Source organism: Paracidovorax avenae ATCC 19860, from assembly GCF_000176855.2.
GTDB lineage: Bacteria > Pseudomonadota > Gammaproteobacteria > Burkholderiales > Burkholderiaceae_C > Paracidovorax > Paracidovorax avenae.
On sequence record NC_015138.1, the window covers coordinates 364,627 to 377,596 of the forward strand.

Genomic DNA, 12,970 nt, shown 5'->3' on the forward strand with positions numbered 1-12,970 from the left:
CGTGCCATGAGCGTGCGCACGCCCCACGCCTCCCCGGCCGCGGGCATGCCGTCCGCGCGGCGGCCGCGCGTGCTGCATTTCGTGACCGGCGGCTTTTCCGGCGCCACGCAGGTGGCCGCCGATCTGGTGCGCGCGCATGCGGGCTCCGGCCGCTTCGAGGCCCTGCTGGCGCTGCGCTCCAAGCGCCGCACGACCACGCCCGGGCGCGTGGCGGCGCTGCGGGCCGAGGGCCTGGCGGTGGAACTGGTGCCCGGCTGGGCGCATGCGGCCACCGTATGGCAGCTGGCGGCGCTCTGCCGGCGCTGGCGGCCGGACATCCTGGTCGCGCACGGTTTCAGCGAGCACCTCTGGGGCCGCTATGCCGGCCTGCTCGCGGGCGTGCCCCGGCTGGTGCACGTGGAGCACAACTCCCGCGAGCGCTACACCGCCTGGCGGCTGGCGCAGGCGCGCTGGCTGGCACGGCGCACGGCGGCCATCGTCGGCGTTTCGGAAGGCGTGCGCAGTACCCTGCTGGAGCGGGGCTTTCCGGCCGACCGCATCCATGCCATTCCCAACGGCGTGCGACTGGAGCCTTTCGCCCAGGCCGCCGCCCATCCCTTCGCCGCGCGCGAGCCCGGCATCGTCATGGCCGCCCGCTTCGCCCGCCAGAAGGACCATGCCACGCTGCTGCGCGCCGTGGCGCTGCTGCGCGATCGCGGCCTCACTCCGCCCGTGCGGCTGGCTGGTGGCGGAAAAGCCGGCGCCCGACAGGCGGCCGAGCGGCTGGCGCGCGAACTGCATCTGCTGCCCCAGGTGCAGTTCATCGGCCACTGCGCCGACGTGCCGGGGCTGCTGATGGGCCAGCGGATCTGCGTGCTCTCCACGCATTACGAAGGCATGCCGCTGTCGCTCATCGAAGGCATGGCCGCCGGCTGCGCGGTGGTGGGCAGCCGCGTCGTGGGTGTGCAGGAAGTGATCGCTCCCGGCCGCACGGGCCTGCTGGCCGAGCCGGGCGATGCCGCCTCGCTGGCCGATGCGCTCGCGCTGCTGCTGACCGATGCCGATGCCGCCGCCCGCATGGCCGCCGCCGCGCGCGAAGACGCCGTGGCGCACTACGGCCTGCCCACCATGACGGCGCGCTACGAAGCCCTGCTGGAAGGCCTGCTGCGCGAGGCGCCCGCTGCACCATGACGCTCCCGGCATCCCCGATGGCGGCCCGCACGGGGGCCGCGCCCTGGCTCAGCGTGCTGGTGCCCGTCTTCAACGTGCGCGAATACCTGGCCGAATGCGTCGAATCCGTGCTGGCCCAGGCGCCGGCCGATGCGGGTGTCGAAGTGCTGCTGCTGGACGACTGCTCCACCGATGGCTCGGCAGAGATCATGGCCGCGCTGGATGCCCGCTGGCCCGGCCGCCTGCGGCTGATGCGCCACGAGCGCAATGCGGGCCTGAGCGCCGCGCGCAACACGATGATCGGCGCGGCGCGGGGCGACTATCTGTGGTTTCTCGATTCCGACGACAAGCTCCTGCCCGGCGCCGTCGAGGGGCTGCGCGAGGTGGTGCGCCTGCACGCGCCCGATGCCGTGCTGTGCGACTTCGCCGTGTGGCGCGAGCGCCCGCGCCTGAAGCACCGCCTGCGCGGCGAAGGCCACCGGGGCAGCTTCGACGGCCCGCATGCCACGCTGCGCCCTGGCGGGCCGGAACTGCTGGCCGGGCTGCTGTCCACCGGGCAGTTGCATGCCTGGTCCAAGATCACGCGCCGCGGCCTCTGGCCGGATGCGGTGCGCTTTCCGGCCGGCCGGTATTTCGAGGACATGGCCACCATGCCGTTGGCGCTGCTGGGCGCCCGCAGCTACTGGCATGCGCCCCGGCCCTGGGTGGCCTACCGCCAGCGCGGGGGCAGCATCCTGGCCACCATGACGCTGCCCAAGGCCCTGGACCAGTCCGCCGCGCTGCTGGCTTTCAGCGAAGCGCTGCGCGGCCGGCCCGAAGCCGGGGACGCGGCGCTGCGCTTCGCCCTGGCCCACCAGAGCGCGCGCAATCTCACGGGTGCCATGCGCGTGGTGGCTCGCGCCGCGGGCCAGCCCGGAGCCGACCCGGCGGCGCTGGATGCCGCCGCCGAACGCATCCGCGCCGACTTCGCCGCCGTGTCGCCGCTGCCGGCCGATGCCCTGGCGCGTGCCTATCTGCAGCGCGGCTGGTGGCTGCGGCGCCTGAAATTCCTGCGCGCCCACGCGCTCCGCCCACGATGAACCTGCCTGCACTTCCCCGTCCCACGCTCAAGACGCATGGCGAACTCTGGCTGGCGCGCGGCCTGCGCTGGTTCTACGGGCTGTGGCCGCGCCGTCTCGAGGCCTGCCCCCCGCCGCCATTCGCGCTGCACGCCATCGCGCCCGCCCCGGGCATGCCGGCGGACGAGGACGGGGAAGCCGGGAAGGGCCGGCGTCCCATTCCGCGCGTCATCTGGGCCTACTGGAAAGGGGCCACTCCGCCGCTGCTGATCCAGCGCTGCTTCGCCAACTGGCGGCGCAACAGCCCGGGCTACGAGATCCGCCTGCTGGACGATGCCTCTGTCGGGGCATGGCTGCCGGACATCCCGGCGGTGCTCGACGGCGTATCGCCCGCGAAGCGCGCCGACTGGATCCGCCTGGAACTGCTGCGGCTGCATGGCGGCATCTGGGTGGATGCCAGCACGATCCTCACGGCGCCGCTGGACTGGGTGCTGGCGCAGCAGGAGCGCATCCCGGCCGACTTCGTCGGCTTCTACCTCGGGCGCCATACCCGCGACGCGGCCTACCCGGTGGTGGAGAACTGGTTCATGGCGGCGCCCCCGGGCAGCCGCTTCATCGCCGACCTGCAGCAGGAGTTCACGACCCAGGTGATCCACCGCACGGGGCACGAATACATCGCCCACCTGCAATCCCTGGGCGTGTACGAGGAGGTGCGGCAGTACATCGATGCGCCGGACTACCTCAGCATGCACCTGGCGCTGCAGTTCATCCTGCGCGCGCGCGGCGGCTACCGGCTGGCGCTGGCCCGCGCGGAAGACGGCCCGTTCTACTACCACATGCTCGGGCGCTGGCGGCGCACGCAACTCAAGCTGCGGCTGCTGTTCTCGCGGCCTGCGGGAGCGCTGCCGCCCCTCATCAAGCTGCGCGCGCCCGACCGCCGGCGGCTGGACGACTATCTGGCGCGGGGCCTCTACCTGCCGGACAGCATCGCCGCGCGGCACCTCATGGCGGAGGCCGGCCCCGCCGTCACGCCGGCGAGCCCGCGCTGACCCCGCCCACCGCGGCCCGCCATTCCCTGGCGAGCAGCGCCACCAGTTCGCCCGCCGGCATCGGCCGTACCGCCGCCACGCCCTGGCCGGCCCACAGCGCCACCGCATCGGCGCAGCCCTGGGCGGCGGCGGCCTTGCGCACCGGGCCCATCAGCGCGTTCTGCACCGGGTAGGCCGGCACGCTGCCTTCCCAGGGGGCGAGCCGCTCCATGGTGGCGTTGACGATGCCGCGGGCCGGACGGCCCGAGAACACGCGGGTGAGGCGGGTGCTGGTCTCGCCCGCCCGGGCCAGCGCCGCCCGGTAGGCCGGGGCGATGGCCGACTCGGGGCAGGACAGGAAGGCCGTGCCCATCTGTACGCCTTCGGCGCCCAGGGTCTGCGCGGCGGCGATGGCGCGGCCGTCCATGACGGCGCCGGCCGCGATGACCGGGATGCGCAGCGCGTCCACGCACTGGGGCACCAGGGCCAGCGTGCTGACCTGGCTGGATTCGAAGTCGGCCAGGAAGGTGCCGCGGTGGCCGCCGGCCTCGAGCCCGCTGGCGCAGACCGCATCGGTACCCACGTCGGCCCAGGCACGGGCCTCCGCCACGGTGGTGGCGGTGCCGATGACGACGCAGCCCGCGGCCTGCAGCCGCTCCACCTGGTGCGCGTCGAGGATGCCGAAGGTGAAGCTGGCGACGGCCGGGCGGGCCTCGACCAGGGCTTCGAACTGCGCCGCGAAATCTTCGCACCACTGCGCGGGAACGGCGGGCTCCAGGCCGAATTCGGCGTACAGCGGCGCCAGCCGGTCCAGCGCCTCGCGCACCGTGGCGGCGTCGGGCGAGGGCGTGTCCTGCACGAAGAGGTTCATGCCGAAGGGGCGGGCCGTGCGGCGGCGCACTTCGGCGGCGGCTTCGGCCATGGCGGCGGGCGAGCGCATGCCGCAGCCCAGCGTGCCCAGCCCGCCGGCTTCGGACACGGCGGCGGCCAGGGCGGGTGTGTCGGCGCCGGTCATGGGGCCCTGCACGATGGGCAGGGCGATGCCCAGGCGCTCGAACAGCGGGGGGCGGCGGGGGGAAAGGACGGGCGTCGGCATGGCGGGTCTCCGGTGGATGGGGAACAGGGAATGGCCGGTTCAGGCGTCCGGCGATGTACTGGCCGGGGCACCGCGCAGCGCGTCCAGCAGCGCATCCAGGGCCGGCGTGTGCCAGCCGCGCCGGCGCACCAGCACCGTCTCCCGGTCGGGCAGCGGCACCCAGCGCAGCGCGGGCGGCTCGCGCATCAGGTCGATGACCGACTGCGGAACCACGCCGGCGCAGCGCCCGGCGGCCACGCAGGCCAGGATGGCGTGGTAGGAGGCCAGCTCCAGCACCTGGGGCGCTGCGCCGTGCCTCTGCGCGCGCATCCAGTCCTCGCCCATGCGGCGGTAGGTGCAGCCCGGGCCGAAGGCGGCGAGGGTGTCCACCTGCAGGTCGCCGGGGCGCGCCACGGGCGGATGGCCGGCCGGCAGGGCAACGACCAGGGATTCGGTGAAGACGGGCGTGCAATCCACCGGCGCCTCCGGGTCCACCCCCGGCGGCGGCCAGGCGACCAGGGCGCAGTCGCTGGCGTGCGCCAGCACCTGGTCCACCAGGTCGCGCGACGCGCCCGTGCGCAGCTCCAACTGCAGGCCGGGCCATCGGGCGTGCAGGCGGGCCAGGGGGGCGGGCAGGCGCGCGGCGGCGGTGCTCTCCATGGCGCCCAGGCGCAGCCGGCCCACGGGCGTGCCGGGGTGCAGGGCCTGGCGGGCCTCTTCGGCCAGCGCCAGCAGGCGGTCGGCATAGGCCACCAGCGAGGTGCCGGCCGGTGTCAGGGCCATGCGCCGCCCTTCCCGCAGGAACAGGGTGGCGCCCAGCTGTTCCTCCAGCTGCTGTACGCGGGTGGTCACGTTCGACTGCACCCGGCCCAGCCGCTCGGCCGCACGGGTGACGCTGCCTTCGGCCGCGACGGCACGGAAGATTTCCAGGGCGGACAGGTCCATGAAATTCTTGTTGAGAGATGGATTGTTTGAATGGTAATCTGAAAAAGAGAATAAACAAGAGGAAGCCGCATGGCACCCGATCCCGCTCCATCCGATCCTGACCGCATGGCTCCCGCCCTGTGGGAGCGTCCCCTGGCCGTCGCCCTGGCCGGCATGGCCGCGCTGGGCGCCGCCATGGGCATCGGCCGCTTCGCCTTCACCCCGCTGCTGCCCATGATGCTGGGCGATGGCGTGCTGACCCTGGCGGGCGGCAGCTGGCTGGCCACGGTCAACTACGTGGGCTATCTGGTGGGCGCCCTGGTCTGCATGGCCCTGCCGTGGCTGGCGCCGGGCACGGCCCGGTCATGGCAGGGAGCCCGGCTCACGCGCTGGGGGCTGGCGGTCACCGTGCTGCTGACCTGCGGCATGGCGCTGCCCCTGCCCGGCACATGGCCGCTGCTGCGCGCGGCCGCGGGCGTGGCCAGCGCGGTGGTGTTCCTCAACGTGTCGTCCTGGTGCATGGCGCGGCTGGTGGCGCTGGGGCAGCCGGCGCTGGGCGGGCTGATCTTCTGCGGGCCGGGGCTGGGGATCGCGCTGACGGGGCTGTCGGCCAGCGCCATGGTGTCGGCGCACTGGCGGGCGGCTGCGGGCTGGGCCGTCTTCGGGTTGCTTTGCGCGTTGCTGTGCGCGCTGGTCTGGCCGGTGGTGCGCGGGGCGGCGCAGCCAGCGGCCGGCGCGCCGGGGCCCGCGTCGGCGCCAACCGCCGCCCCTGCGGCCCGGGGTGGCCCGCCCGCCCGTGCGCTGCTCACGCTGGCCTACGGCCTGGCGGGGCTGGGCTATATCGTCACCGCCACGTTCCTGCCGGTGATCGCGCGCGGGGTGCTGCCGGCCGGATCGCCCTGGCCCGACCTGTTCTGGCCGGTGTTCGGCGCGGGCGTGGCGTTGGGCGCGGCCCTGTCCACACGCACCCCGGCGGCCTGGGACCGGCGCCGGCTGCTGGCGGGTTGCTATGTGCTGCAGGCCTTCTCCATCGGCCTGGGCCTCGCATGGCCGGGGGTGCCGGGTTTCGCCCTGGGCAGCCTGCTGCTGGGGCTGCCCTTCACCGCCATCACGTTCTATGCGCTGCAGGAGGCGCGGCGCATCTGGCCCGCGGCGGGCGACAGCTTCGCGGGCCTGCTGACGGTGGCCTACGGCCTGGGCCAGATCGCCGGGCCGCCGCTGGTGGCATGGGCCCTGCACCATGCGGCCACGCCGCAGCAGGGGTTCGCGCACGGCCTGGCGATGGCGGCCGGTGCGCTGGGCCTGGGAGCAGCGGTGCTGGGTGCGATGGCATGGCGCTGGCCGCCGCAGCCGGAGGGGGCCTGATGCGCCGCGCGGCGCGGGCGCGTGTCGGTCAGCCGGCGCGTGGCAGCCGCAGCACGAAGCAGGCACCTTCCGCGCCGTCGGGCCGGTCTGTGCAGTACACGCTGCCGTCGTGCCGCTCCGCGATGGAGCGCACCAGGGACAGGCCCAGGCCGACGCCGCCCGAGCGTTCGCTGGCGCCGGGCAGGCGGTAGAAGGGCTCGAAGATGCGTTCGCGCTGTGCCGGAGGGACGCCGGGGCCCTGGTCGCACACGCTCACCTCCACCTGCGTCGCCGTGCTGCGCAGCGTGACGGTGATGTCGCCCTGGCTGTAGCGCCGCGCGTTCTCCAGCAGGTTGCGCAGCGCGCGGCGCAGCAGCTTGGCGATGCCGCGCACTTCCAGCGCATCGGCGGCCGTGCCGTCGGCCGCCTGCAGTTCGGCGTCCACGCGCACGCACTCCTCGGCGGCCAGGCCCATCAGGTCCACCGTTTCCACGGTGCCCATGTCGGCCTCGCGTGCGTCGAGGCGGCTGGCGAGCAGGATCTCGTCCACCAGTTGATCCAGCTCGGCGATGTTGCGCAGGATCTCGGAGCGGAACGCCGGCGAGGGCGTGCTGCCCTGCATCAGCTCCAGCCCCATGCGGATGCGCGTGAGGGGCGAGCGCAACTCGTGCGACGCATTGGCCAGCAGCGACTTGTGCGACTTCACCAGGGTTTCGACGCGCGCGGCCGCGGCGTTGAACTGGCGGGCGAGGTCGGCCACCTCGTCCTGGCCATGTTCGGGCACGCGCGTCGACAGGTCGCCCTCGCCGAAGCGCTGCACGCCGCGCTGCAGGTTCTCCAGCCGCTTGAGCAGGCGGCGGATGATGGGGAACACCCCCACGGCCACCGCGATGCCCACGATGCCCAGCATCCAGAGAAAACCGAAGGGAGGGCGCGTCCAGAACGCGGCTTCGGGTCCGCCACGCCTGTCGCGTTCGCCACCCGGAGGATGGACGCGCGGCGAGAACTGCAGCGTGTGCGGCAGTTGGCCGTCTTCGCCTTCCACGCTGAACTCCAGCTTGCCTGGGGGCGCGCCTGCCGGAGGCGGCACGCGGATCGCCAGTCCGCGCAGAATCGTCTGGCCCGAGGCATCCAGCAGCACCACTTCGCGGGGCGGCGGCGCCGGCTGCGACAGCGCGTTCTGCTCCGACGCGATGCGCCACGCCCAGCCCACCGCCAGCGTGAGCACCGCCATCCCGCCGACCACGGCGAGCCAGATGCGCAGGTAGAGGCGGCGGGAAAACGGATTCGACATGGGGGATGGCTTGCGTGCCGTCAGTCTTGTTGCTTGGCGAACACGTACCCCACGCCGCGCACGGTCAGGATGCGCCGGGGGTTCTTGGGGTCGGATTCGATGGCGGCGCGGATGCGGCCCATGTGCACGTCGATGGAGCGGTCGAAGGCTTCCAGCTCGCGGCCGCGCACGGCCTCCATGATCTGGTCGCGCGTGAGCACGCGGCCGGCGCGCTCCGCGAGCGCCACGAGCAGGTCGAACTGGTAGGAGGTGAGGTCGGCCGGCTGGCCGCCCACCGTGACGGAGCGTGCGTCGCGGTCGATCTCCAGCGAGCCGAAGCGCAGGGCCTGCGAGGGCGCCGCGGGCCCGGTCTCGCGGCGTCGCAGGATGGCGCGGATGCGGGCCAGCAGCTCGCGCGGCTCGAAGGGCTTGGGCAGGTAGTCGTCGGCGCCGAGCTCCAGCCCGATGATGCGGTCCATCGGGTCGCCCTTGGCGGTGAGCATCAGGACCGGCACCTGGGCCGCGGCGCCGGGCAGCGAGCGGATGCGGCGGCACACGTCCAGGCCGTCCATGTCGGGCAGCATCAGGTCCAGGATCACGAGGTCGGGCAGCGGGCCGGCATCGCTGCCCTGCAGCCGCGCCATGCCGCTCTGGCCGTCGGCCATGTGCGTGACTTCCAGGCCCGACTGGCCGAGGTATTCGATGACCATCTGCGCGAGGCGGAAGTCGTCTTCGATCATCAACAGCTGGGCGGTACTCATGGCGTCTCTCGTCTCCTTCCGCAGGGGCGGGATGTCATGCTCTCCCCGGTGCATCTCGGGGCGTTGAAGTGGCCGTAAAGTTTCGGTAAACCGGCGGCGCTCAGCCCGGCGGGCGCTGCTGCACCCGCGCGGCCAGCGCCACCAGCAGCAGCACGGGCAGGCCCAGCAGTGCCGTGGCCGCGAAGAACTCGGGATAGCCGAAGGCATCCACGAAGCGCCCCGAGAACCCCGCGAGCCATTTGGGCAGCAACAGCATCATGGAGCTGAACAGCGCGTACTGCGTGGCCGAATATTGCACATTCGTGAGGGCCGAAAGGTAGGCGATGAACGCGGCCGAGGCAATGCCCCCTGCCAGGTTGTCGGCCGAGACCACCAGCACCAGCAGGGCCACGTCGTGCCCCTGCAGGCCCAGCCAGGCGAACAGCAGGTTGCTGGCCGCGCTCAGCAGGGCGCCGAGCATCAGCACGCGCATCACGCCCACGCGCATCGACAGCGCGCCGCCGAGGAACGCGCCGGCCAGCGTCATGATCACGCCGAACACTTTGGTGACCGCGGCCACCTCGTCCTTGGTGTAGCCCATGTCCACATAGAACGGATTGGCCATGATGCCCATCACCACGTCGCTGATGCGGTACACGGCGATCAGCGCCAGGATCAGCGCGGCCTGCCAGCGGTAGCGTGCGATGAAATCGGCGAACGGATCGATCAGCGCGCCGCGCAGCCATTCGGCCGCATTGCGTGCGGGCGGCAGCGGGCGCGGCGCGGGCTCGCGCGAGAGCAGCACCGTGAGCACGCCCACCAGCATCGAGGCGGCCATCACCAGGTAGGCAGTGCGCCAGGCGCCGTGCTGGTAGCCCGTGAGGCCGGGCACCTCGGCGCGTGCGGCCACCCACAGCACGCCGGCGCCGGCCCAGATCATCGCCAGCCGGTAGCCCGTCTGGTAGGTGGCGGCCAGCGCGGCCTGCCGGTCGGCATCGGCCGACTCGATGCGGAAGGCGTCGAGCGCGATGTCCTGCGTCGCCGAGCCGAAGGCCACCGCCAGCGCGCACCACACCATGGGCGCCAGGGCCGCGCGCGGATCGTTGAAGGCCATGCCCGCCAGGCCCGCCATCACCAGCGCCTGCGAGAACAGCAGCCAGCTGCGGCGCCGGCCCAGTGCACGCGTGAGCAACGGCAGCGGCATGCGGTCCACCAGCGGCGCCCAGACCCATTTGAAGGCGTAGGCCAGGCCCACCCAGCTCAGGTAGCCGATGGTGGTGCGGTCCACGCCCGCCTCGCGCAGCCAGAACGACAGCGTGCCCAGCACCAGCAGCAGCGGCAGGCCGGCGGAGAAACCCAGGGCGAGCATGCGCAGGCTGGCGGGTTCGGCATAGACCTTCCGGGCGGCCCTCCAGGAACGGCGGGGCGGTGCGGGCACGGAGGGCGCGGACGATGGAGGCTCGGAGGGCTGCGTGGAGGTCATGGGCAAGTGCGTGGCCGCCCCCCGGGGCGGGGGCGGCCGGGCGTGGCGGCATTATCGGGGCGGGCCGCCGGGCGTACCATCCGGGCCATGCTGCCGGGAACCCCCGCCTTCCTTTCCTGCACCCTGCGCCACTACGGCGGGGAGCACGCCGCGCATGCGCACGACCATGCGCAGGTGCTGGTCGGGCTGCAGGGGCGCATGGAACTCGAGGTGGACGGCCGCGCGGCGTTCGTGGACGCCTCCTGCGGCATCCTGATACCCGCCGGCGCGCGGCACGGCTACCTGGCCTCGCCCGGGGCCCGCTTCTGCGTGGTCGATGCGGCGGCGCAACCGGGCATGGACCGGCTGCGCCGCTTCGCCGTGCCGGCCCAGGCGCGCGACGGCCTGGCCCGTGCCATCGGAGGCGGGGCCGGCAGTGCACCCAGCCTGCCCTCGCTGCCCGGCGTGTGGAGCGCGCCCGTCGCGCAGGGGGGGCAGGTGGCCGCCCACCTGGAAGCCCTGCTGGGCCGTGCGCCTCGCGTGCTGGCCCGCAGGGCGCTGCCGCTGGAGCGGCTGCAGCAGGCCGTGGAGGCCGCCCTGCACGAGCCCTGGCCCACGTCCCGCATGGCGGCCCTGTGCCACCTGAGCCCGCAGCGCTTCCATGCGCGCTGGCTGGAACTCACGGGTGCGACGCCCCAGGCCTGGCTGCGCGGCCTGCGCCTGGATGCCGCCGCGCAGCGCATCGCGCGCGGACAGCGGCTCGACGATGCGGCCCTGGCCTGCGGCTACGCCACGGGCACGGCCCTGGCGAGCGCGCTGCGCCGGGAGCGCGGCACCGGTGCCCGCGCGCTGCGGGGGGATGCGGGCAGGGACTGACGCAGGGCGCAGTGCTCACTTCGAGCGTTGCGCGACATCCGGTGGCTGCGCCGCGTGGCACGCTTGCAGCCATGTCCTCCCCGAAGCCCGCGACCTCTTCCACGACGCCACCGTCCGCCACCTCCCGGCTGCCGGCACCGTCCGCCGCCCGCGCGCCGCTGGGCATCGGCATGGTGCTGCTCGCCGCCGTGCTCTGGGGCACGACGGGCACGGCACAGAGCCTCGCGCCTTCCGGCCTGGCTCCGGTGTGGGTGGGGGCGCTGCGGCTGCTGATCGCCGGTGCCTTCTTCGCGGCGCTGCTGCGGTGGCAGGGCGGCGCACGCGGCCTCGGCGCGCTGCCCTGGCGCGGCGTCCTGGCCGGCGGGGTCTGCGTGGCCGCCTACAACCTGAGCTTCTTCGCCGGGGTGAAGGCCAGCGGCGTGGCGCTGGGCACGGCGATCGCCATCGGCAGCGGGCCGATCTGGGCCGGTCTGCTGCAGACCGTGGTGCAGCGCCGCTGGCCCGCGGCCGTGTGGTGGGCGGGCACGCTGCTCGGCGTGGCGGGCGGGGCCGCCATGGCGCTGGACGGCCGCACCAGCGTGCAGGCACCGCCCGGCGGCATCGTGCTGTGCCTGCTGGCGGGCCTGTCGTACGCCGCCTATGCGCTCATCAACCAGCGGCTGGTGGCCCGCGCCGCTCCGGGGGCGGTCAACCTGGCGGTGTTCGGCTCGGCCGCGTTGCTGTCCCTGCCGGCCGCGTTCGCCATTGCCGGGCCGCTCGCGGTCTCGGCGCGCGCCTGGGGGGTGGTGCTGTACCTGGGCCTGGTGGCCACCGGGCTGGCGTACCTGCTGTTCACGCACGCGCTGCGGCACATCAGCGGCGCGACCGGCGTCACCCTTGCGCTGGCCGAACCGGTCACCGCGTTCGCCCTGGCAGTGGCGGTGGTGGGGGAGTCGCCATCCGCCATGGCCGTGTGGGGGCTGGCGGGCGTGCTCGGCGGCCTGCTGATCGTGGTCTGGTCGGAGATCCGTGGCCGCAAGGGGTCCGCAGCGGGGTGAAGGGGCGCCGCTTCGGCTGCATGGACATTTGCGCGGGCGGCCTACAGCCGCGCTGCGGCATGGCGCACTAGACTCACCCCCATCATGCCGAACGATCACCCGACTTCCCCTTTTCCGGCCGTCGATGGGTCTGCAGCGGCCATGCCGCATTCCGACACCGGCTGCCGCTTCTGCACCGCCCTGCGCACCGGGCCCTGGAATGCGCGGCGGGGCTTCCTGCTGGCGGCTGGCGCGGCGGCCGCTGCTCCGGTGCTGGCCCAGGTGGACGTGGGCTCCGCCTCGCAGATGCGGCGCCTCGTGCCTGCCGAGCAACTGGAGGCCGCCGCCGACCAGCAGTACGACCAGATGCTCGCCAAGGCCAAGGCCCAGCGCGCCCTGGCCGGCGACACCCATCCCCAGCTGGTGCGCCTGCGCGGCATCGGCCAGCGCCTGATCCCCTTCTCTGCCCAGTGGAACGACCGCGCGCGGCAGTGGAAGTGGGAGGTCAACCTGATCGGCAGCAAGCAGATCAATGCCTTCTGCATGCCGGGCGGCAAGATCGCCTTCTACACCGGCATCCTGGACCAGCTCAAGCTCTCCGACGACGAGGCCGCCATGGTCATGGGCCACGAGATGGCCCATGCGCTGCGCGAGCACGCCCGCGCCCGCCTGGCCAAGACGCAGGCCACGAGCATGGGCCTGTCCCTCGGCGCGCAATTGCTGGGCCTGGGCGACCTGGGCAACGCGGCCGCGAACATCGGCACGCAGCTGATCTCGCTCAAGTTCAGCCGCAGCGACGAGACGGAGGCCGACCTCGTCGGCCTGGAAATGGCCGCCCGTGGCGGCTACAACCCCGAGTCCGCCGTCACGCTCTGGCGCAAGATGGGCGAGGCCACCGGCAGCCAGGGCGGGCTCGCGTTCCTGTCCACCCACCCGAGCGGGCCGGACCGCATCCGCGAACTGGAGCAGAACGTGCCGCGCGTGCAGGGCCTCTACCAGGCCGCGCGGCGCGGCTGAGCCCGCGC

At 73.7% G+C, this 12,970-nt stretch carries 12 protein-coding genes; 7 read left to right on the forward strand and 5 right to left on the reverse strand.

The annotated features are described in order from the left end of the window. Positions 1 to 6 precede the first annotated feature (6 nt). From ACAV_RS01575 to ACAV_RS01585, 3 genes are read left to right on the forward strand one after another with little or no spacing between them, the layout of a single operon-like run. The gene (locus ACAV_RS01575) at positions 7 to 1,170 is read left to right on the forward strand and encodes a glycosyltransferase (RefSeq protein ID WP_013592833.1); all 1,164 of its coding nucleotides are present in this window, start codon (positions 7 to 9) and stop codon (positions 1,168 to 1,170) included. After that, positions 1,167 to 2,228, forward strand: coding sequence for a glycosyltransferase family 2 protein (locus ACAV_RS01580; RefSeq protein ID WP_013592834.1), 1,062 nt, complete (start codon positions 1,167 to 1,169; stop codon positions 2,226 to 2,228). Before ACAV_RS01575 ends, ACAV_RS01580 begins: the two co-directional genes overlap by 4 nt. Next, the gene (locus ACAV_RS01585; protein WP_013592835.1) at positions 2,225 to 3,256 is read left to right on the forward strand and encodes a glycosyltransferase family 32 protein; all 1,032 of its coding nucleotides are present in this window, start codon (positions 2,225 to 2,227) and stop codon (positions 3,254 to 3,256) included. The genes ACAV_RS01580 and ACAV_RS01585 overlap by 4 nt, the downstream gene beginning before the upstream one ends. On the opposite strand, the gene ACAV_RS01590 is transcribed toward ACAV_RS01585, so the two are convergent. Both ACAV_RS01590 and ACAV_RS01595 read right to left on the reverse strand, forming a co-directional pair. After that, the gene (locus tag ACAV_RS01590; protein WP_013592836.1) at positions 3,234 to 4,331 is read right to left on the reverse strand and encodes an NAD(P)H-dependent flavin oxidoreductase; all 1,098 of its coding nucleotides are present in this window, start codon (positions 4,329 to 4,331) and stop codon (positions 3,234 to 3,236) included. The two genes, ACAV_RS01585 and ACAV_RS01590, sit on opposite strands and share 23 nt — an antisense overlap. 39 nt (positions 4,332 to 4,370) lie before the next feature. Next, on the reverse strand, positions 4,371 to 5,255 hold the full coding sequence (locus ACAV_RS01595; RefSeq protein WP_013592837.1) for a LysR family transcriptional regulator: 885 nt from the start codon (positions 5,253 to 5,255) through the stop codon (positions 4,371 to 4,373). Positions 5,256 to 5,324: 69 nt separating this feature from the next. Here ACAV_RS01595 and ACAV_RS01600 point away from each other — a divergent pair, with 69 nt between their 5' ends. Then, the gene (locus ACAV_RS01600) at positions 5,325 to 6,599 is read left to right on the forward strand and encodes a YbfB/YjiJ family MFS transporter (protein WP_013592838.1); all 1,275 of its coding nucleotides are present in this window, start codon (positions 5,325 to 5,327) and stop codon (positions 6,597 to 6,599) included. A gap of 28 nt (positions 6,600 to 6,627) precedes the next feature. Here ACAV_RS01600 and ACAV_RS01605 read toward each other — a convergent pair whose 3' ends face one another. The 3 genes from ACAV_RS01605 to ACAV_RS01615 all read right to left on the reverse strand — a co-directional run bounded on the left by ACAV_RS01605 (position 6,628) and on the right by ACAV_RS01615 (position 10,074). After that, positions 6,628 to 7,872 carry a HAMP domain-containing sensor histidine kinase gene (locus ACAV_RS01605; protein ID WP_013592839.1) on the reverse strand — a complete coding sequence of 415 codons (1,245 nt, stop codon included), beginning with the start codon at positions 7,870 to 7,872 and terminating at the stop codon, positions 6,628 to 6,630. Positions 7,873 to 7,892: 20 nt separating this feature from the next. Then, positions 7,893 to 8,612 (reverse strand): response regulator, encoded by a 720-nt coding sequence (locus ACAV_RS01610; RefSeq protein WP_041828505.1) that lies wholly within the window; start codon positions 8,610 to 8,612, stop codon positions 7,893 to 7,895. 100 nt (positions 8,613 to 8,712) lie between these two features. Then, a complete protein-coding gene (locus ACAV_RS01615) occupies positions 8,713 to 10,074 on the reverse strand; it encodes an AmpG family muropeptide MFS transporter (protein ID WP_013592841.1) in 1,362 nt (453 codons plus the stop codon). Positions 10,075 to 10,161: 87 nt separating this feature from the next. On the opposite strand from ACAV_RS01615, the gene ACAV_RS01620 reads away from it, so the two are divergent. The 3 genes from ACAV_RS01620 to ACAV_RS01630 all read left to right on the forward strand — a co-directional run bounded on the left by ACAV_RS01620 (position 10,162) and on the right by ACAV_RS01630 (position 12,962). Then, a complete protein-coding gene (locus ACAV_RS01620) occupies positions 10,162 to 10,929 on the forward strand; it encodes a helix-turn-helix domain-containing protein (RefSeq protein WP_013592842.1) in 768 nt (255 codons plus the stop codon). Positions 10,930 to 11,000: 71 nt separating this feature from the next. Further along, positions 11,001 to 11,966 carry a DMT family transporter gene (locus ACAV_RS01625; RefSeq protein WP_013592843.1) on the forward strand — a complete coding sequence of 322 codons (966 nt, stop codon included), beginning with the start codon at positions 11,001 to 11,003 and terminating at the stop codon, positions 11,964 to 11,966. Between the two features lie 141 nt (positions 11,967 to 12,107). Further along, on the forward strand, positions 12,108 to 12,962 hold the full coding sequence (locus tag ACAV_RS01630; protein WP_013592844.1) for a M48 family metallopeptidase: 855 nt from the start codon (positions 12,108 to 12,110) through the stop codon (positions 12,960 to 12,962). The last annotated feature ends 8 nt before the right edge of the window (positions 12,963 to 12,970 follow it).

What these genes read in the sequence shown, in the direction of transcription:
- ACAV_RS01620 (WP_013592842.1), top strand. Translation starts at nt 10,162, where the DNA reads ATGCTGCCGGGAACCCCCGCCTTCCTTTCCTGCACCCTGCGCCACTAC.
- ACAV_RS01605 (WP_013592839.1), bottom strand. Translation starts at nt 7,872, where the DNA reads ATGTCGAATCCGTTTTCCCGCCGCCTCTACCTGCGCATCTGGCTCGCC.
- ACAV_RS01615 (WP_013592841.1), bottom strand. Translation starts at nt 10,074, where the DNA reads ATGACCTCCACGCAGCCCTCCGAGCCTCCATCGTCCGCGCCCTCCGTG.
- ACAV_RS01590 (WP_013592836.1), bottom strand. Translation starts at nt 4,331, where the DNA reads ATGCCGACGCCCGTCCTTTCCCCCCGCCGCCCCCCGCTGTTCGAGCGC.
- ACAV_RS01575 (WP_013592833.1), top strand. Translation starts at nt 7, where the DNA reads ATGAGCGTGCGCACGCCCCACGCCTCCCCGGCCGCGGGCATGCCGTCC.
- ACAV_RS01580 (WP_013592834.1), top strand. Translation starts at nt 1,167, where the DNA reads ATGACGCTCCCGGCATCCCCGATGGCGGCCCGCACGGGGGCCGCGCCC.
- ACAV_RS01585 (WP_013592835.1), top strand. Translation starts at nt 2,225, where the DNA reads ATGAACCTGCCTGCACTTCCCCGTCCCACGCTCAAGACGCATGGCGAA.
- ACAV_RS01610 (WP_041828505.1), bottom strand. Translation starts at nt 8,612, where the DNA reads ATGAGTACCGCCCAGCTGTTGATGATCGAAGACGACTTCCGCCTCGCG.
- ACAV_RS01595 (WP_013592837.1), bottom strand. Translation starts at nt 5,255, where the DNA reads ATGGACCTGTCCGCCCTGGAAATCTTCCGTGCCGTCGCGGCCGAAGGC.
- ACAV_RS01625 (WP_013592843.1), top strand. Translation starts at nt 11,001, where the DNA reads ATGTCCTCCCCGAAGCCCGCGACCTCTTCCACGACGCCACCGTCCGCC.
- ACAV_RS01600 (WP_013592838.1), top strand. Translation starts at nt 5,325, where the DNA reads ATGGCACCCGATCCCGCTCCATCCGATCCTGACCGCATGGCTCCCGCC.
- ACAV_RS01630 (WP_013592844.1), top strand. Translation starts at nt 12,108, where the DNA reads ATGCCGCATTCCGACACCGGCTGCCGCTTCTGCACCGCCCTGCGCACC.